Source organism: Nonomuraea helvata (assembly GCF_039535785.1).
GTDB classification, from domain to species: domain Bacteria; phylum Actinomycetota; class Actinomycetes; order Streptosporangiales; family Streptosporangiaceae; genus Nonomuraea; species Nonomuraea helvata.
Genome location: NZ_BAAAXV010000009.1, coordinates 1,622,821 through 1,639,614, shown reverse-complemented (window position 1 = coordinate 1,639,614; position 16,794 = coordinate 1,622,821). Strand labels below are relative to the sequence as shown.

17 protein-coding genes and 1 tRNA gene are annotated in these 16,794 nt (G+C 68.6%); 7 read left to right on the top strand and 11 right to left on the bottom strand.

Annotated features, from left to right (window positions below; all coding sequences use genetic code 11):
- Positions 1-89 precede the first annotated feature (89 nt).
- The gene (locus ABD830_RS40720) at positions 90-554 is read left to right on the top strand and encodes a hypothetical protein (RefSeq protein ID WP_344999454.1); all 465 of its coding nucleotides are present in this window, start codon (positions 90-92) and stop codon (positions 552-554) included.
- Here ABD830_RS40720 and ABD830_RS40715 read toward each other — a convergent pair.
- Entirely contained in the window at positions 544-1,620 is a 1,077-nt protein-coding gene (locus ABD830_RS40715; RefSeq protein ID WP_344999452.1) for an Rv3169 family protein, read from the bottom strand. The two genes, ABD830_RS40720 and ABD830_RS40715, sit on opposite strands and share 11 nt — an antisense overlap.
- Positions 1,621-1,738: 118 nt before the next feature.
- Positions 1,739-2,239 (bottom strand): hypothetical protein, encoded by a 501-nt coding sequence (locus tag ABD830_RS40710; RefSeq protein ID WP_344999450.1) that lies wholly within the window; start codon positions 2,237-2,239, stop codon positions 1,739-1,741.
- A 153-nt stretch (positions 2,240-2,392) separates the two neighbouring features.
- Between ABD830_RS40710 and ABD830_RS40705 the strand changes: the two genes are divergently transcribed.
- Both ABD830_RS40705 and ABD830_RS40700 read left to right on the top strand, forming a co-directional pair.
- Positions 2,393-2,929, top strand: a complete 537-nt coding sequence (locus ABD830_RS40705; protein ID WP_344999449.1) for a peptidylprolyl isomerase — start codon at positions 2,393-2,395, stop codon at positions 2,927-2,929.
- A 168-nt stretch (positions 2,930-3,097) separates the two neighbouring features.
- Positions 3,098-3,985: a rhomboid family intramembrane serine protease gene (locus ABD830_RS40700; RefSeq protein ID WP_344999447.1), complete on the top strand. Its 888-nt coding sequence runs from the start codon at positions 3,098-3,100 to the stop codon at positions 3,983-3,985.
- Between the two features lie 34 nt (positions 3,986-4,019).
- Here ABD830_RS40700 and ABD830_RS40695 read toward each other — a convergent pair whose 3' ends face one another.
- Positions 4,020-4,265, bottom strand: coding sequence for a cell division protein CrgA (locus ABD830_RS40695; RefSeq protein ID WP_344999444.1), 246 nt, complete (start codon positions 4,263-4,265; stop codon positions 4,020-4,022).
- A 142-nt stretch (positions 4,266-4,407) separates the two neighbouring features.
- On the opposite strand from ABD830_RS40695, the gene ABD830_RS40690 reads away from it, so the two are divergent.
- Genes ABD830_RS40690 through ABD830_RS40680 form a run of 3 tightly spaced genes read left to right on the top strand, consistent with a single transcriptional unit; the run spans position 4,408 to position 5,763 of the window.
- Positions 4,408-5,034: a class E sortase gene (locus ABD830_RS40690; RefSeq protein WP_344999442.1), complete on the top strand. Its 627-nt coding sequence runs from the start codon at positions 4,408-4,410 to the stop codon at positions 5,032-5,034.
- A 1-nt stretch (position 5,035) separates the two neighbouring features.
- Positions 5,036-5,194 carry a hypothetical protein gene (locus ABD830_RS40685; RefSeq protein WP_344999440.1) on the top strand — a complete coding sequence of 53 codons (159 nt, stop codon included), beginning with the start codon at positions 5,036-5,038 and terminating at the stop codon, positions 5,192-5,194.
- Positions 5,191-5,763: an anthranilate synthase component II gene (locus tag ABD830_RS40680; protein WP_344999438.1), complete on the top strand. Its 573-nt coding sequence runs from the start codon at positions 5,191-5,193 to the stop codon at positions 5,761-5,763. The genes ABD830_RS40685 and ABD830_RS40680 overlap by 4 nt, the downstream gene beginning before the upstream one ends.
- Positions 5,764-5,916: 153 nt before the next feature.
- On the opposite strand, the gene pknB is transcribed toward ABD830_RS40680, so the two are convergent.
- The 7 genes from pknB to ABD830_RS40645 form a co-directional block, all read right to left on the bottom strand.
- The gene (pknB, locus tag ABD830_RS40675; protein ID WP_344999436.1) at positions 5,917-7,779 is read right to left on the bottom strand and encodes a Stk1 family PASTA domain-containing Ser/Thr kinase; all 1,863 of its coding nucleotides are present in this window, start codon (positions 7,777-7,779) and stop codon (positions 5,917-5,919) included.
- An 82-nt stretch (positions 7,780-7,861) separates the two neighbouring features.
- Positions 7,862-9,214, bottom strand: coding sequence for a serine/threonine-protein kinase (locus ABD830_RS40670; RefSeq protein ID WP_344999434.1), 1,353 nt, complete (start codon positions 9,212-9,214; stop codon positions 7,862-7,864).
- A 21-nt stretch (positions 9,215-9,235) separates the two neighbouring features.
- The gene (locus ABD830_RS40665) at positions 9,236-10,696 is read right to left on the bottom strand and encodes a peptidoglycan D,D-transpeptidase FtsI family protein (RefSeq protein ID WP_344999432.1); all 1,461 of its coding nucleotides are present in this window, start codon (positions 10,694-10,696) and stop codon (positions 9,236-9,238) included.
- Entirely contained in the window at positions 10,693-12,081 is a 1,389-nt protein-coding gene (locus tag ABD830_RS40660) for an FtsW/RodA/SpoVE family cell cycle protein (RefSeq protein WP_344999430.1), read from the bottom strand. The genes ABD830_RS40665 and ABD830_RS40660 overlap by 4 nt, the downstream gene beginning before the upstream one ends.
- Complete coding sequence (locus ABD830_RS40655; protein ID WP_344999428.1) at positions 12,082-13,389, bottom strand: Stp1/IreP family PP2C-type Ser/Thr phosphatase; 1,308 nt, start codon at positions 13,387-13,389, stop codon at positions 12,082-12,084.
- On the bottom strand, positions 13,386-13,853 hold the full coding sequence (locus ABD830_RS40650; protein WP_344999426.1) for an FHA domain-containing protein FhaB/FipA: 468 nt from the start codon (positions 13,851-13,853) through the stop codon (positions 13,386-13,388). Before ABD830_RS40650 ends, ABD830_RS40655 begins: the two co-directional genes overlap by 4 nt.
- 17 nt (positions 13,854-13,870) lie before the next feature.
- Positions 13,871-14,611 (bottom strand): FHA domain-containing protein, encoded by a 741-nt coding sequence (locus ABD830_RS40645; protein WP_091081864.1) that lies wholly within the window; start codon positions 14,609-14,611, stop codon positions 13,871-13,873.
- Between the two features lie 199 nt (positions 14,612-14,810).
- On the opposite strand from ABD830_RS40645, the gene ABD830_RS40640 reads away from it, so the two are divergent.
- Positions 14,811-14,893, top strand: a tRNA-Leu gene (locus ABD830_RS40640).
- Between the two features lie 522 nt (positions 14,894-15,415).
- On the opposite strand, the gene ABD830_RS40635 is transcribed toward ABD830_RS40640, so the two are convergent.
- Positions 15,416-16,732 (bottom strand): aminotransferase-like domain-containing protein, encoded by a 1,317-nt coding sequence (locus ABD830_RS40635; protein ID WP_344999424.1) that lies wholly within the window; start codon positions 16,730-16,732, stop codon positions 15,416-15,418.
- Positions 16,733-16,794 lie beyond the last annotated feature (62 nt).

Here is a 16,794-nt window from a genome sequence, read left to right as displayed (position 1 = left end):
CCTGAAGATCATTTAGGGCCTCTTCAGGATCTTTTAAGGTACGCCGCGCCACGCTCGAGGCGTTCGACTGATCCCAGTGAGGAGAATCCATGTTCAAGCGACGTCTCGCGGTGCTCGGCGCGGTCGCCGTACTCGCCATCACCGGCCTTGCCGGCTCCGCCATGGCCGACGAGAGCCCGGCCGCTCCCGGTGCCAAGGTGACCTGCAAGACGGCCGACGGCAAGACCATCACCCTGCCCGAGATCGGCGGCAAGTTCGCCACGCGCAGTGGCAGGGCGAAGCCGATCGAGACCAGAGACTACGCGAAGACCGAGAGCCTTCCCGACGGCGAGGCTCTGCCGCCGGGCGCGATCGAGGTCGAGAAGGTCCCGGACGGCGTGAAGGTCGAGAAGCTCCCGGACGGGGAGCTCCCTGAGGGCGTGAAGGTCGTTCCCGCGCAGCCGGCGGAGCCCGGCGAGGAGGGGTTCACGCAGGTGCAGCCGCCGGCCGGCGCGCCCGAGGGCGCCATGAAGGTGCGGATCATCTGCGAGAAGGCCGACCAGGTCACTCCGTAAAGGACGGGTGCGGCCCCAACGCCCAGTACTCGTAGAGCCCGTGGCCGACGAGCCCGTCGTACTCGAAACGCCCGACGGCGTCCACCATGCCCCACATCCTGGCGGCGTCGTCGGGCAGCCGGTACGTCACGCCCTGCACGACGGGCCCCTCGCCCTGGTACATCCCGTGCTTCCAGTCGGGCTCGAGCCCGTAGCCGGTGCCGACCATGAGGTGCACCGGCAGGAGGGGAGTGCAGCGCACGTCGAACGGCTTGCCGCCAGGCGGTGAGAAGGTGATCGTGGCCTCGACGACGTCGCGGGTGCCGGGGGCGTAGACCGGGCGGTACTCCGGCCTGCCGAGGTACTCCTCCTCGCGTCCGTCGGACCAGACGCGTACGGCCTCCTCCAGCACCCGGCGGCCGCGCTCGTCCTCCTGGATGATGCAGAGGATGGCGTGGTCCTCGAACCGCATGGGCGCGTAGAGCCAGTAGAACGTGCCGGGGTTCTTGGCCTGGATGCCGGGCGGCTCGGGCTCGCCGACCGGCCTGATGCCCCAGGACCGGTCCCTGGTGCCCTGCCAGCGGTCGGGCGTGACCGGTATGTCCTCCTCGCCGATCCTGATATTGCCGGACCAGAGCCCTGTCTGCGCCAGCCGTACCGAGTCGAACATGACCCGCTCCTGCCACCGCAGGAAGTGCCGCGGCTCCAGGGTCGCCGGGATCGTGCCCTCCCAGAGGAGGTCGAAGGCCAGGCCATGCTCGTTCGGCTCCAGGACCACCCTGAGGCGTTTGAGCCCTTCGAGCACCTCGACGCGGAACGGGCCGATCTCGGTGTTCATCCGGTCGGGGCCCAGCTCGCGGGAGGCCCGTACGACGCGGTGCAGGTCTCTGTGGCGTACGCAGGCGAAGGCGTCGGTGACGCCCAGGTTGGGGTACTGGCCGAGGCCGACGATCAGCATGAGCTCGTCGGTGCCGGGGTGGCAGTTGAAGTAGTAGCGGTCGTAGAAGTTGCGATCGGAGGTGGCGACGTGCCGCATGACCTGGGCGGTCTGGTGAACGGGGTAGTCGTCCAACGGGGAGAGGGCCATGCTCGGATTTGTAGCAAGCGCTTGGTGGAGCGTCAACGGGGCCCGGAACAGGGAAGCGCGCCCCCGGACTCGGATCCGGGGGCGCGCTTCCCTTGCCGGCGGCACCGGCAGCAACAAATCAGGACATCTTGCGCGATGCCTCGTCCGCCTTGTTCGACACATTGGTCGCCATCCGGTCAGTGGACTCGGCGGTCCTGTCGGCCTTCTCGCTGACCCAGCGTGACGCATCCGAGGCGGATTCCTTCATGTGCTCGGTCCACTGCTGAGCGTTGCGGCGGTAGAACATGTAACCCATCGTCCCCACCGCTACACCGGTCAGCAGAACGAGCATCGGCCATCGCCGCGACCGCGTGGGCTTGGGATCGATTCTCCTGGCCGCCCGGGTCAGCATCGAGCTGACCGCGGGAGCGACCTGGTCCTCGATCCCGTGTGCCGCGGACTCCAGCCGCGGCGCCGCCCAGTAGCGGGCGTCCTCGAAGCGCTGGGCGGCGGCCATCTTGGCCTGGTCCGCCATGGGCGCCATTCGGTGGCCGGTTCGTACGGCCTGGGCCTTCATGCGGCCCATCCACGTGGCGGGAACCTCTATGACCACGCGGCGTCTCTTCAGTGTCAGGGACACGACAACCTCCCCTGTCGTTGGATCCCGAGCCTGACCTTCCCTGGACGAGGCGGCTCAATCCTGGACAGCCGTGGGAGGATGGCTCTCATGGCCGAACGGCCATGGCACTGAAACATCACGAACCAACCCTGTACAGAGGGGGGCAGCTGTCTCGTGGCTGAGAAGCTGATCGCTAATCTGAAGACCAATCGCGGCGATATCAAGGTCGAACTCTTTCCCACCAAGGCCCCGAAGACGGTGCGCAACTTCGTCGAGCTCGCAGAAGGCACGCGCGAATGGACGCACCCGGGCACCGGTGACAAGAGCACCGACCGTTACTACGACGGCACGATCTTCCACCGGGTCATCTCCGGCTTCATGATCCAGGGCGGTGACCCGCTCGGCCAGGGCATCGGCGGCCCCGGCTACGAGTTCGACGACGAGATCCACCCCGAGCTCTACTTCAACCGGCCGTACCTGCTGGCCATGGCCAACGCGGGCGTCCGGTTCGGCAAGGGGACCAACGGGTCGCAGTTCTTCATCACGGTCGTGCCCACGCCTCACCTGAACGGCCGGCACACCATCTTCGGCGAGGTGATCGAGGGCCAGGACGTCGTGGACGCCATCGCCAAGACCTCCACCGGCCGCAACGACCGCCCGGTGGAGGACGTCGTTCTGGAGTCGGTCACCATCGACCGCGTCCAGTCCTGACCTGAACGCGCCGCTTCGGCCCGGAGCCTGGACCCGCCCCTCCGCCCAGGCTCCACACGGCCCTGTGCGCGCGGCGCACCGTCGGCGCCGGAGGGGTGGTGGCGCACCTGGGGCGGCGGGCTGCCTGGCAGGACGCAGGCAGGGAGCGTAAGTCATAGGCTTCCGGTTATGACCAGCCAGCCGCCCAGCCCGCCACAGCAGCCCGAGCAGCCCGCTGAGGCGGTGCCCACGTGCTACCGGCACCCGGACAAGGAGACCTGGGTCCGCTGCCAGCGCTGCGAGCGCCCCATCTGTCCCGACTGCATGCGCGACGCGTCGGTGGGCTTCCAGTGCCCGGAGTGCGTGGCCGAGGGCAACACGGCCATCCGCCAGGCCAGGTCCGCTTTCGGCGGCAGAGTCGTCAGCACGCCGATCGTGACGTACGCCATCCTGGGCATCACCGCGCTGGTCTTCGGCGGCCAGCTGCTGACGGACAACGCGCTCGGCGCCGCACTGGCGATGTGGACGCCGGGAGTGGTCAACGGCGAGTATTACCGCCTGGTCACCGTCGCCCTGGTGCACGACAGCGGCAACCCGCTCCACCTGCTGTTCAACGGCTGGGCCATCTTCGTGATCGGCCCGTACCTCGAACGAGCCTTCGGGCATCTCCGCTATGCGGCCATCTACCTGCTCAGCGCGCTGGGTGGCTCGGTGCTCAGCCTCTGGCTCGACCCGCTGACGACGGCCACGGTCGGCGCCTCGGGAGCCGTCTTCGGCATGTTCGGCGCCGTCTTCGTGGTGGGCCGCAGGCTCAACCTGGACGTGCGAGGCATCACCCTGATCATCGGGCTCAACCTCGCCATCACGTTCGTGCTGCCCGCGATCTCCGGTCTGCGCATCAGCTGGACCGGTCACGTCGGCGGCCTGGTCACCGGGACGCTGCTGGCGGCGGCGCTGGCCTACGCCCCCACCCGCAACAGAGCCCTCTGGCACGTGGTGGCCATCGTGGGAGCGCTGGCGGTGCTGGCCGCGCTCGTGATGGTGCGCACCTCGGCCATCCTCGCCGGCGTGAGCTGACTTCCCCAGCCTGTGGAAAAGACTGTGGAAAGAACTAACGCCAGCGGGTGGAAAGCACTACACCGAAGACGATGAAAACAAACCCGATCAGCAGGTTCCAGTTCTGGAGGTCTTTCAAGAAGGGCGTCGTCGGGGCGACGTAGTAGACGGCGATCCACAGGATGCCGATGATCCACGCCACCACCATCGTGGGCGCCAGCCAGCGCGGGCTGACCTTGACCTGCTGCGTTCTCTGCGGCGGCGTGTAGACCGCCTTCTTGCGAGCCTTGGACTTGGGCACTGGTAACTCCTGCTGAGGGCCTGGGCATCCGGATCGTCCGCAGGCTCTGGCGTTAAGCGTAGTTGAAGGTCCCCAGGATAGTCGCCACGCGCGGGACATGGCGATCCCGGACCGCCGCATCTCGCCGAAATAAACTCGTCCAATGCGGACCATGCTCCGGGCCATGGGGGAGACGAGCATCACCGCGGGCCTGATTCTGATGTTGTTCTGTGCCTACCTGCTCTGGGGCACCGGTGTGTACACCGGGCGGGAGCAGGAACGGCTCCAGCGCGAACTGGCGGTGACGAAGCAGGACAGACCGGGGGCGAAGAGGCCGGACAAGCCCGTGCCGGGCTCGGCCCTCGCTCTGCTGCGCATCCCCAAACTTGGCTCTCACTACTCGTACGCCGTCGTCGAGGGCGTGGCGACCGAGGACCTGAAGAAGGGTCCCGGGCACTTTCCCGGCAGCGCCATGCCCGGCCAGGTCGGAAACTTCGCGCTGGCGGGGCACCGCACCACGTACGCGGCCCCGTTCAACAAGATCGACGAGCTCGAACGCGACGACGAGATCGTCGTGGAGGCCCGCGAGGCCCGCTACACGTACCGGGTGACCTCGCACGACGTGGTCGATCCCAGCGAGATCGACGAGTTCGCGCCGGTGCCCGGCAAGCCCGACATCCGGCCCATCCGGGCTTTCATCACGCTGTCCACCTGCCACCCCGAATACTCGGCCGCCCAGCGCTACGTCGTTCACGGGGTGCTCAAGGACATCGAGCCGAGGGAGGAGTGACATGTACGCCTGGCTCTGGCGCAAGCTGCCCGGCACCACGTGGGTCAAGGTGCTGACGGCCGCCGTGCTGGTCGCTGTCACGGTGGCCGTACTGTGGGATGTCGTCTTCCCGCTACTCGAGCCCATGGTGACGCTTGACGAGGTGAACGTAAGGAAATGAGCCGCGTGCTGGTCGTGGACAACCACGACAGCTTCGTCCACACCATCGTGCAGTACCTGCGCGAGCTGGGCGCCGACTGCGACGTGCGCCCGCGCGACGACGTACGCGTGAGCGACGCCGACGGCTTCGACGGCGTCCTCATCAGCCCCGGCCCCGGCACCCCCGAGGCGGCCGGTGTGAGCGTGCCCCTGGTCCACCACGCGGCCGGGAGCGGCCTGCCGCTGCTCGGCGTATGCCTCGGCCACCAGGCCATCGCCGTCGCGTACGGCGCCACCGTGTCCCGCGCACCCGAGCTCGTCCACGGCATGACCAGCGCCGTCGCCCACGACGGCAAGGGCGTGTTCGAGACGCTGCCCTCGCCCGTGCGGATGACCCGCTACCACTCGCTCGCCGTGCTGCCCGAGACCGTCCCCCAGGTGCTCGAGGTGACCGCCCGCACCGAGGACGGCGTCATCATGGGCCTGCGCCACCGCGAGGCGCCCATCGAGGGCATCCAGTTCCACCCCGAGTCCGTGCTGTCGGAGCACGGCCACCGGCTGCTCCAGAATTGGCTGCGCCGAATCGTGTAACGAACGTCTTCCGCCGAGCGACTACCAGATGAGCGTCCCCGCCGTTGCCCCCGAGCGGCGGGGGCGTTTTGTGTGCGCCGGCGGCGAGAAGCCCGCCTGGGAAAGACGGAAAGGGCCGCCCGGTTTCCCGGGCGGCCCTTTCCGATGCCTGGCTCAGCCTCCGAGGGGGTCGTCACCGATCGGGTTGTCGTCCTGCTGCCCGTCATCGGACGGGGGCTCCGTCTGCTGATCCGAGGGCAGCTCCGTCGGCTGCTCCTCGGTGGGCGGCTGCTCCGAGTTCAGCTCGGGACCGGTGGAGACCACGATCGTCACCGTCGTGCCCGGCGTGTACTTGGCGCCTTCACCCGGGTTCTGCTGGATGACCGTGCCCTTGGGCTGCTCGTTCGGCTGCTCCACGACCTTGGGCTTGAAGCCGGCGGCCCTGAGCTGCTTCGTCGCGTCCTCGACGGTGAGCCCGATCACGCTGGGCACCTCGCCGAGCTCCTTGGGCACGTAGAGGGTGACCGTGCCGCCCTTCTCGATCTCCTCGCCGGCCTTGGGGTCGGTCTCGATGACCGTGCCCTGCTTCTTGGAGGAGTTCTTGGTCTTGACCGTGCCGCGTAGCTTGGCGTCCTCCAGCATCTTCATGGCGTCCGCCTGTGAGAGGCCGATGAGGCCGTCGGGCACCGTGACCTTGGCCGGGCCCTTCGACACGACAAGCTTGACGCTGGAGTTCTTGTCGACCTTGGTGCCCTCGGGCGGGTCCGTTCTGATCACGCTGCCCTTGTCGATGTCGTCGCTGTTCTCCTGGACGACCTGGACACTGAACCCGAGATCCTTGAGCTGTTTCTCCGCGTAGTCCTTCTCCTGGCTGACCAGGGACGGGATCGCGATCTGGGTGTCGGACGGCGTGTCCTTCGAGGCGAACACCAGGTAGCCGACCGTGATGAAAGCGCCGATGATCAGCAGCGGGACGATGATCCACAGCGCGGTCTTGACGGCGTTGTTGCCGCCGCCGCCGCTCGCCCGGCGCCGCCCGCCGCGTCCGCCGCCGCCGTCGCCATCGCCGTACTCGTACGGGGGGACCGCGGTGGTGCGCTGCGTGGCCGGGCCCTGCGCCGCCTGGGTCGCGGTCATCATCCGCGTGCCCTGGACGTTGTGGTTGGCGGTCATCGCCATCGTCTGGGCGTCGGTCGGCATCCCGGACATCGCCCGCTGGATGTCGGCCCGCATCTCGCCCGCGCTCTGGTAGCGGTGGGCCGGGTCCTTGGCCATGGCCTTGAGCACGATCGCGTCGGCCCACTGGGGGATGTCGCGGTCGATCTGCGACGGCGGGATCGGCTCCTCGCGTACGTGCTGGTAGGCGATCGCGACAGGGGAGTCGCCGGTGAACGGCGGCTGCCCCGTCAGCAGCTCGTAGAGCACGCAGCCGGTCGAATAGATGTCGCTGCGCGCGTCGACCCGCTCGCCCCGCGCCTGCTCGGGCGACAGGTACTGAGCCGTGCCGATCACCTGCGCCGTCTGCGTCATCGTGGCCGCCGAGTCGGCCATCGCGCGCGCGATGCCGAAGTCCATCACCTTGACGTCGCCCGCCCGTGTGATCATCACGTTGGCCGGCTTGATGTCGCGGTGGACGATGCCGCCACGGTGGCTGTAGTCGAGCGCCCGCAGGATGCCGTCGACCAGCTCGACCGCGCGCTCCGGCATCAGCCGCTTGTCCTGGCGCAGCAGGTCGCGCAGCGTCCGGCCGTCGACGTACTCCATCACGATGTACGGCACGGGCGCACCATCGGTGACGTCCTCGCCGGTGTCGTAGACCGCGACCACGGCCGGGTGGTTCAGCGACGCCGCGGACTGGGCCTCGCGGCGGAACCGGGCCTGGAAGGTGTGGTCACGTGCCAGGTCGGCCCGGAGCGTCTTGATCGCGACTATGCGGTCCAGCCGGATGTCTCGGGCACGATACACCTCGGCCATGCCGCCGCGCCCGACGACACCGTCGAGCTCGTAGCGACCTCCGAGTAGCCGAGGCTGAGTCATTTCCTGCACTGTCCCTTACCGTTCATCTTGGGTACCGGCCTGCTCGGGGGCCGCCGGTGTCCATCATCGACCCCATAGCGCATCACGTCTCCTCTTTGGACGGGTTTGTAGCACCCGGGTCCGGCGAGGCGGTGGGTGTCGGAGTTTTCTGTGTCGTGGTGGGCGTCGGGGTGGGCGTGGGTGTCGGGGTTCGCGTGGTCGGCGTCGGTTTCGGTGTCGGCTTCTTGGTGGGAGTTGCTGACTTGCTTACCGTAGCTGACCGCGAGGGTATAGGCCTCGGCGACTTCACCGGAACCACAGGGGGCCGTCTGGTGCGTTTCTTCTTCGGTGTGGGCGACGGCTGCTCCGACGTCCGTACGGCCGACCTGCTCGGCTCGGCCACCTCCGGCGTCGCCGTCTCCGCCGGCGGGCTGCTCGCGAGCGTGATCGCGGTGAGTCCCACCGCGGCCGCGCAGCCGGCGGCGGCCACCAGGGCGAACGCCCTCTTGTGACGCCTTCCCCCGGCCGGCTCCTGCAGCGCGGTGGCCTGGTCGAGGTGGTCGGTCTCCTGCTCGTCCTCCGGCGCCGCCTCGCGTACGCGGAAGCCGCCCGGGTCGGTGAGCATGCTGAGGTCGGCGACCGGCGCGGCGCCGGCCAGCGACTCCCGCAGCACGTACGCCCGGTCGGCCGCCTCCATCGCGGTGGCGGGACGCCGCGCGGGGTCCTTGGCCAGCAGCGCCATCACCAGCTCGCGCACCGGCGCGGGCACGTCCACGCCGAGCGGCGGCGGCAGCTCGTTGAGGTGCTGCAGCGCGATCGCCACCTGGCTTTCGCCCTGGAACGGCGTGCGCCCGGCCAGGCACTCGTAGGCCACCACGCCCAGCGAGTAGAGGTCGGTCGCGGGCGTGAGCGGGAACCCCTGGGCCTGCTCGGGGCTGACGTACTGGGCCGTGCCCAGTACGGTGCCCGTCTGCGTGACCGGCGCGGCCTCCAGTGCCCTGGCGATGCCGAAGTCCGTGACCTTGATGGCGCCTTCGGAGGTGACCAGCAGGTTGCCCGGCTTGATGTCGCGATGGATGATCCCGGCGGAGTGCGCCACGTGCAGCGCCTTGGCCGTCTGGTGGACCACGTCGAGCGTCACCTCGGGCCCGATGGCGCCGTTGCGGGCCAGGATGGCCGACAGCGGCTCGCCGTGCACCAGCTCCATCACGAGATAGGCCAGATCGCTCTGCTCGCCGTAGTCGAAGATCTGCGCCACTCCCGGGTCGGCCAGGGCCGCGGTGAGACGCGCCTCGTTCCTGAACCGCTCGCGGAACGTGGGGTCCGCGTAGATGTGGCTACGCAGGATCTTCACCGCCACCTCGCGCCCGAGCAGCTCGTCGCGGGCACGCCAGACCTCTCCCATACCGCCTGTGGCGATGCGGGAGAGCAGGAGGTAGCGGTTACGGAGCCGCATGACCCAGCAGGTTACCGTCACTCATTTGTTCAGCACCGCCTCCAGCACGGCCTTTGCGATCGGCGCGGCGGTGTGGCCGCCGGTCGCCTCCGCGCCGACGTTGGCCGCACCGGACTCGACGATGACCGCGAGGGCCACCTTCGGGTCCTCGGCAGGCGCGAAGGAGATGAACCAGGCGTGCGGCGGCTGCTTGTCGGCAGTCTCCGCGGTGCCCGTCTTGCCCGCTACTTGGACGCCTGGGATCTGCGCCAGGTTGGCGGTGCCGTTCTGAACGACGCTCACCATCATCTCACGCAGCTTGCCCGCCGTCTCGGAGCTGACGGCCTCCGACAGCTCTTCCGGCTTGGCCTGGTCGACCGTGTCGCCCTTGGCGTCGGTGATCTTGTTGACCAGGTACGGCTTCATCACCTTGCCGTCATTGGCGATGCCTGCGGCGATCATGGCCATCTGCAGCGGCGTCATCCGGTTGCTGTTCTGGCCGATGGAGGCCATCGCCAGGGCCGCCTTGTCGTAATCTTTCCCGAAGTCGCTCTGGGCCACCGACATCGGCACGGCGAGCGGCGTGCCCATGCCGAACTTCTCGGTCTGCTCCTTCATCTTGTCGAAGCCCAGCTCCATGCCGATCTTGCCGAACGGCGTGTTGCAGGACTTCTCCAGCGCGAACGTCAGCGTGACCGAGCCCGAGCCGCAGGCCGCGCCGCCGTAGTTGGGCAGGCTGATGCTCGTGTTGGGCAGGGGCAGCCGCTGCGGCGCGTCCACGGTCGTCTGCGGGCCGCGCGAGGAGTCGTCCTCGAGGTAGGCCGCCGCGGTCACCACCTTGAACGTCGAGCCCGGCGGGTACGTCTGGTCGATCGTGCGGTTGAGCAGCGGCTGGCTCTTGTCCTTGGCCAGCTCGTCGTAGCGCGGGAAGACCTTGCTCTTGCTGGTGCCGGAGAGCTCGGTGGGGTCGTAGGTCGGCAGCGAGACCATCGCCAGGATGCCGCCGGTCTTCGGGTCGAGCGCGACGAGGGCGCCGCGCTTGCCGCTCTGGCGCAGCGCGTCGTAGGCCGCCTTCTGGGCCTTGGGGTTGATCGTGAGATCGACGTTGGCGCCCTTGGTCGGCTCGCCGGTGAACAGGTCGATGCTCCGCCGCAGCAGCAGGTCGGCGCTGGAGCCGTCGAGCAGCTGGTTCTCGGACTTCTCGATCGCGCTCTCGCTCTCGGGCGAGAAGAAGCCGGTGACGTGCGCGTAGAGCTTGGCCTCCGGGTACTCCCTGATGAACCGGAACTCGTCGCTCTTGGTCTCGACGGACTGCGCGAGCACCTTGCCGCCCGCGGTGATGCGGCCGCGCTCGATGGCGTAGCGCTCGTAGAAGTTGCGGGTGTTACGAGCGTCCGTGCGGAAGTCCTCAGCCTTGACGGCCTGCAGATAGTTCACGTTGATCATCAGGAGCGCGAACATGGCCAGACAGGCCACGGCGATGCGCTTCAGAGTGCCGTTCATCGCTGGAACACCTGCGTCAGTCCTTCGTTCTGGATCGCCTGGGGCGGGGGCCGCCGTGCCGTGTCCGACATGCGTACCAATAGCGCGATAAGGATCCAGTTAGCCAGCAATGCCGAGCCACCCTGGGACATGAACGGGGTGACCAGGCCGGTCAGGGGGATGAGGTTCGTCACACCGCCGACGATGATGAAGACCTGCCAGGCCAGGATGAACGACAGGCCGGCCGCCAGGAGCTTGGAGAACGGATCGCGGGCCGAGAGCGACGTGCGCAGGCCACGCTCCACGATCAACGCGTAGATCATCAGCAACGCCATCAGCCCGGTCAGACCGAGCTCCTCACCCGTCGCGCTGAAGATGAAGTCCGAGAACGCCAGTGGGATCAGCTCGGGGTGGCCCTGGCCCAGACCGGTGCCGAGGATACCGCCCGCGCCCAGCCCGAACAGGCCCTGCATGAGTTGGAAACTGCCGCCGTAAGTGCGGTCGTAGTACGCCTGGTTGCCGGGGTCGAGCCAGACGTCGAACCGGTCACCCACGTGGCTGAAGATCTGCCCGGCCAGGTACGCGCCGCCCACGAACAGCAGGATGCCGATCAGCACCCACGAGGTGCGCTGCGTGGCGACGTAAAGCATGACCACGAAGGCGCCGAACAGCAGCAGCGAAGAGCCCAGGTCTTTCTGCAGGACGAGCACGCCGATGGCGACGGCCCAGGTGATGAGCACCGGGCCGAGGTCGCGGGCCCTGGGCAGGTCGATGAAGAGCAGCCGCCGCCCGGCCAGCGCCAGCACGTCTCGCTTGGCCACCAGGTAACCGGCGAAGAAGATGACCAGCGCGATCTTGGCGAACTCGGCCGGCTGGATGGAGGCGGCGCCGAACCCGATCCAGATGCGCGCGCCGTTGATCTCCTTGCCCAGCCCGGGCACCATCGGAGAGATGAGCAGGACCACGCCGACCAGCCCCGCCGTGTAGGTCAGCCGCTGCAGCGCGCGATGGTCACGCAGCACCAGCAATGTCACGGCGAAAAGCACGACGCCCGCGGCAGTCATGATGATCTGGGTGTTGGTGGAGGCGCCTGCCTGCATTTTCGAGCCGGAGTTCTCCAGCCGGTAGATCATCACCAAGCCGAGCCCGTTGACCAACGTCACCAGCGGCAGGATCAGGGGATCCGCCCAAGGGGCGAACTTGGCCAGCACGAGGTAGGCGGCCAGCATCAGCCCGCCCAGGCCCAGCCCGTACGTCAGCATGCCCGTGGGAACCTTGCCGGTCATCGCCAGGCCCACGTTGGCGTAGGCGCCCATGATGATCAGCACCGCGATGGCCAGCATGACGAGCTGGGCCAGGCGGCGCTTGGCCGGCATCGGGACGGAGGAGGCTGCGACTTCGCTCATTTACCGTTGCTTCGTCTTGGTCGCGCTCGCGGATGGCGTGGGCGACGAGCTGGCGGTCGTGGAGGGGGTGTCGCTGCTCTTCTGGTCCGCGCTCTTCTGGTCTGCGGAGAACTTCAAAGCATTGATCCTCGTCATGCCTTCGTCGACGTCGGTGACCGGAATGCCGCTCCTGATCAGTGCCTGGTCGGCCTCGGACAGCTGGGAGAGCTGCCGTCCCGTGGCCTTGGAGACCTGGAAGAGCTGGAACGGCCCCAGCTCCCTCTTGACCCCTTGAAAAACGACCACCTCGTCGCCCCTAGCGCCGACGAAGAACTGGTCCTGGGTCCACTGGTATCCGAAGTAGCCGCCGACACTGACGGCGACCACGCCTACGCCGAGCACGGTGACCAGCACGGGCCACAGACGACGACGCTTGCGCCGGGGCGCCTCGGCGACCGGCTCGTCGAAGTCGTCGTCGGTGAACACCGGCTGGGGTGCGGTCACCGCGCCGGCTCGCCCCGGCTGGGTCTCCTGCGGACTGCCGTGCAGCCGGGTCATGCCCGCGGCCCCGACCATGGCGGCCTCCGTGGGCACCTGCTGCCCGTCGGTGAGCTCCAGCACGTCGGCCAGCACGCAGGTGATGTTGTCGGGCCCGCCACCCCGGTTGGCCAGGTCGATGAGCTGGCGCACGACCTCTTCGGGGTCGTCGATGTTGGTGAGCGTGGCGTGCAGCGTCTCCGCGCTCACCACGCCCGACAGGCCGTCGGAACAGAGCAGGTAGCGGTCGCCCACCTGCGCCTCGCGGAGTGTGAGGTCGGGATCGACCTCACCGCTGCCGTCGAGCGCGCGCAGCAGGATCGAGCGCTGCGGATGGGTGGCCGCCTCTTCCGGCGTGATGCGCCCGTCGTCGACGAGCTGCTGCACCAGCGTGTGGTCATGGGTGATCTGGTACAGCTCCCCGCGCCGGAGCAGGTAGGCGCGCGAGTCGCCCACATGCACCAGGGCGACCTGGGTGCCGTGCCAGAGCATGGCTGTGAGAGTCGTGCCCATGCCTTTGAGGCTGGGATCCCGCCCCACCATCTCGTGCAGCCTGCGGTTGGCGTCGCGTACCGCTGCCTCGATGGTGTTGAGCAGGTCACCCCCCTGTTGGGCCTCTTCCAGAGAGGCCATGGCGGCGATGGCGACTGAGCTCGCCACCTCGCCGTGTGCGTGCCCGCCCATGCCGTCTGCGACGGCGAGCAGGCGGCCGCTAGCGTACGCCGAGTCCTCGTTCCCTTCGCGGAGGAGGCCGACGTCCGAGCGGGCGGCGTAGCGGAGTGCGATGGTCATTTGCGCAATTCAATGACTGTCTTGCCGACGCGGATCGGAACACCGAGCGGCACCGGGGTCGGACGGGTGACTTTCGAGCGGTCGAGATACGTGCCGTTGGTCGAACCGAGATCTTCCACGATCCACTGACCGTCCTGGGGGAAGAGCCGGGCGTGCCGGCTGGAAGCGTAGTCGTCCGTGACTACCAGCGTGGCGTCATTGGCCCGGCCAATGGTGATGGGCGTCTCCGTGAGGTTAATGGTGGTGCCTTGCAGCGGGCCACCCGTAACGATGAGCTGGCGTGGCTCGCCCTTTTTGCTCTTGGGCTTCGCCACGGGTTTGGCGGGTTTCACGTTACGTGGGCCCGCGGGAGCCGTGCGTGAACCGAACAAGTCAGTCCGGATCACGCCGACTGCGGCAATGACGAAGAACCACAGCACCGCCAGGAAAGCGAGCCGGATCAGCAGCAGCGTGAGCTCGGACATGGACCGTTTGTCTACCCCTAATCGCGCCGGAACACCAGGGTCGTGCGCCCCAACGTCACTCGCGTGCCGTTCTGGAGCTCGATCCTGCGTACCGGCTGGCCGTTGACGAAAGTGCCGTTGGTGGACCCGAGGTCGACGAGGGCCACCGTCTGGCCCTCTACCCGCAACTCCGCATGGTGTCGCGAGACGCCCGGATCGACCAGACGAAGATCGCAGTCGGTGCCCCTGCCGAGCAAGGTCACCGGAGTGGTGAGCTCGTAGGAACGGTCGCCCTGCGGGTCGTCCTGGGTGGAGACGAGCAGCCTCGGCCGCCCGTTGAACGCGTTCGGCCTCGACGGAGGCAGGTCGCTCGCCGGCTGGCGAATCTCGTCCTGCTCGACCGTCGCGCCGCGGATGACGCCCGACCTGATGCGGAACAGCCCCACAGCCAGGTCGCCGGCGGTCTCGAAGCGGACCCGGACCGGTCCCACAAAGGAGTAGCCCTGCTCCTTGGCGTACTCCCTGGCGAGGTTGGCCAGCTCGTGGCTGATGCTGTCGGCGTAGACCTCAAGCCGCTCGCTGTCGGTCGTGGACAGCTCAACCACGAAGTCGTTGGGTACGAGCGTGCGACCTTGAGCGACGATCGCCGCACGCTCATCCATCTCCCGCTGAACCGCGCTGGCGACCTCGACCGGCTGAAGGTCAGATTTGAACGCCCGCGCAAAGGCCCCCTCAACCAAGCCTTCGAGCCTTCGCTCGAAGCGCTGAAGGACTCCCACCGGGTACCTCCCTTCCTCCGTGCATATGATCGCGGCCCCCAGACGCGTCGGCGCCCGGTTTCCGCTCGTTCCCACGTCACGGCGTCCCTGGCGCTCGTCGGCTGTCGCGCCCAGCTCCTCCGCTCCCGTGTCTTATGCGATCGTATCCGGGTTCAGTACCACTGGCTGTTCCGTGCTAGTGTTCTTTCCGCACCCACAAGGGCGGGTGGCGGAACGGCAGACGCGCACGGTTCAGGTCCGTGTGTCCGAAAGGACGTGAGGGTTCAAATCCCTCCTCGCCCACTCAGGGTCACCGATGAAATCGGCAGACCCACACTGACGAAACTAGCCCCGGTTGGCAAGAGCCGGGGCTACTTCTTTGTTACGGATTGGTCGGTGCGGCTGCGCTCCGCATGGAGGACGGTAAATGCGTCCGCATGCAGGTCACCTTCGGCTGCCCTGCATGATTTAGCTCACATTTTAGGTTGATGTGCCTGCTGGATCAGGGTGCCCAAGTGGCCAGCGGTTTGGTGGGGCGTCGTCGTGCCTTGCTGGGCACGTATGCGCCGAGGATCACGTTGCAGGCGGGCGGCGGCCTTGTCGGGCGAGCACCCGACGACGCCGGTCAGCTCGATCGGCGCAGGGATTCGACGTACTGGCGGTGAACTTCGACGATCTTCCACATGGGAGCCAGGTGAGGGAGCCACCGGACTCAGACCTGCAACGACGGCTCGCGATGGATTAAGACGCTTGCGCAGGTAGAAAGCTCCCCGCCCGACTTCCCCAGCCCTCCCCGGTCTCTCCTTCCTTGCCGTCGCGTCAAGGTCAACGCAGCCGCGCCCAGGCGCGCGCCAGCGCCGCCACGGCCTGGTCGGCCACCGCAGGTGGTGGGGCGAAGCTGAGGCGCAGGTGGTCGCGGTGCCGGCAGTCCGGTGAGAACAGCGAGCCGGGCGCGACCGCCACGCCCTCCTCGCGGGCCAGCGCCGCGAACCGGTCGCCGTCGGCTCCGGGCAGCCGCACCCACACCGACAGCCCCCCGCACGGGCGGGCCCAGGACCACTCGGGCAGCCGGTCGGCCAGGGCGGCGACGAAGCGGTCGCGGCGGCGCGCCAGCTCGGTCACCCACGGCCCGGCAGGATTGTGCTCCAGCAGTTCGGCGGCCAGCCGTTGCGCCACGGCGCTGGTGGCCAGATCGGAGTCGAGCTTGACCTCGGTGATCCGGGCCAGTAGCGCCTCGGGTGCCGTCAGCCAGCCGACCCGCAGCCCGCCCCACAGCACCTTGGACAGCGAACCGACCGTCACCGTGCCGCGCGGATGCAGCCGGGACAGCGGCTCGGGCGGCGAGGCTCCGTCGTAGACGAGGGGCGCCAGGGTGCGGTCCTCGACCAGCGGCACTCCGGCGGCCGCGGCCAGCTCGGCGACGTGCCGCAGCACCGATAGAGCGCCGGTGGGGTTGTCGACGCCGACCACGTAGACGGCGGCCGGGCGGTGGCGGGCGAAGGCGGCCTCGACGGCGCCGGGATCGGCGAGGTCCACGGGCACGGCGTGGGCTCCGGCCCGGCGGAACGCGGCGAGCGCTCCGACATACGTGGGATCGCCGACGAGCACTTGCTCCCCCGCTCGCAGCAGCGTGCGCGCGGCCAGGTCGATGCTCTGCTGCGCTCCGCCGGTGATCAGCACGGACCCGGCGGCGGCCGCGGCGTCGCCGGAGCCCAGCAGGGCGCGCAGCCGCGGGTCGCCCATGGCGTCGTAGCCGTGGCCGCTCGGGCTGCGCAGCAGCGTGGCCGGGTCGAGCGGCGGCATCGCCAGGTGGGAGGGGTCGGGCACCACGGAGGTCGACAGGTCGGCGGGCAGGACGGCGCCGGTGATCAGGCCGGCCATGGACCGGGTGGGCGTGACGTAGGTGCCGCTGCCGTGGCGGCGCTCGCAGAGCCCTTCCTCGCACAGCGCGTTGAACGCGGCCGCCACGGTGCCCCGGCTCATGCCGAGGGCCTGGGCCAGCTCCCGCTCCGACGGCAGCCGGTCGCCCGGGGTGAGGGCGCCGGTCTGGGCGAGGTCGGCCACGGCTCCCGCGAGGCGGCGGCTGGGCGAACCCTGGTGCAACCGGAGCCGGTCGCGGAGCAGCGGGACGAGCAGTTCCATGCGGCCCATACTAGCTTGCCACTAGACCATTCAATGGCATAGCGTGCTGAGCCACTTGAGGA

Bases quoted from the DNA above. Each gene is read 5' to 3' on its own strand.
- ABD830_RS40650 (WP_344999426.1), bottom strand. From the start codon at position 13,853: ATGTCCGAGCTCACGCTGCTGCTGATCCGGCTCGCTTTCCTGGCGGTG.
- ABD830_RS40685 (WP_344999440.1), top strand. From the start codon at position 5,036: ATGTACGCCTGGCTCTGGCGCAAGCTGCCCGGCACCACGTGGGTCAAG.
- ABD830_RS40635 (WP_344999424.1), bottom strand. From the start codon at position 16,732: ATGGAACTGCTCGTCCCGCTGCTCCGCGACCGGCTCCGGTTGCACCAG.
- ABD830_RS40655 (WP_344999428.1), bottom strand. From the start codon at position 13,389: ATGACCATCGCACTCCGCTACGCCGCCCGCTCGGACGTCGGCCTCCTC.
- pknB (WP_344999436.1), bottom strand. From the start codon at position 7,779: ATGACTCAGCCTCGGCTACTCGGAGGTCGCTACGAGCTCGACGGTGTC.
- ABD830_RS40680 (WP_344999438.1), top strand. From the start codon at position 5,191: ATGAGCCGCGTGCTGGTCGTGGACAACCACGACAGCTTCGTCCACACC.
- ABD830_RS40700 (WP_344999447.1), top strand. From the start codon at position 3,098: ATGACCAGCCAGCCGCCCAGCCCGCCACAGCAGCCCGAGCAGCCCGCT.
- ABD830_RS40715 (WP_344999452.1), bottom strand. From the start codon at position 1,620: ATGGCCCTCTCCCCGTTGGACGACTACCCCGTTCACCAGACCGCCCAG.
- ABD830_RS40670 (WP_344999434.1), bottom strand. From the start codon at position 9,214: ATGCGGCTCCGTAACCGCTACCTCCTGCTCTCCCGCATCGCCACAGGC.
- ABD830_RS40720 (WP_344999454.1), top strand. From the start codon at position 90: ATGTTCAAGCGACGTCTCGCGGTGCTCGGCGCGGTCGCCGTACTCGCC.
- ABD830_RS40690 (WP_344999442.1), top strand. From the start codon at position 4,408: ATGCGGACCATGCTCCGGGCCATGGGGGAGACGAGCATCACCGCGGGC.
- ABD830_RS40665 (WP_344999432.1), bottom strand. From the start codon at position 10,696: ATGAACGGCACTCTGAAGCGCATCGCCGTGGCCTGTCTGGCCATGTTC.
- ABD830_RS40660 (WP_344999430.1), bottom strand. From the start codon at position 12,081: ATGAGCGAAGTCGCAGCCTCCTCCGTCCCGATGCCGGCCAAGCGCCGC.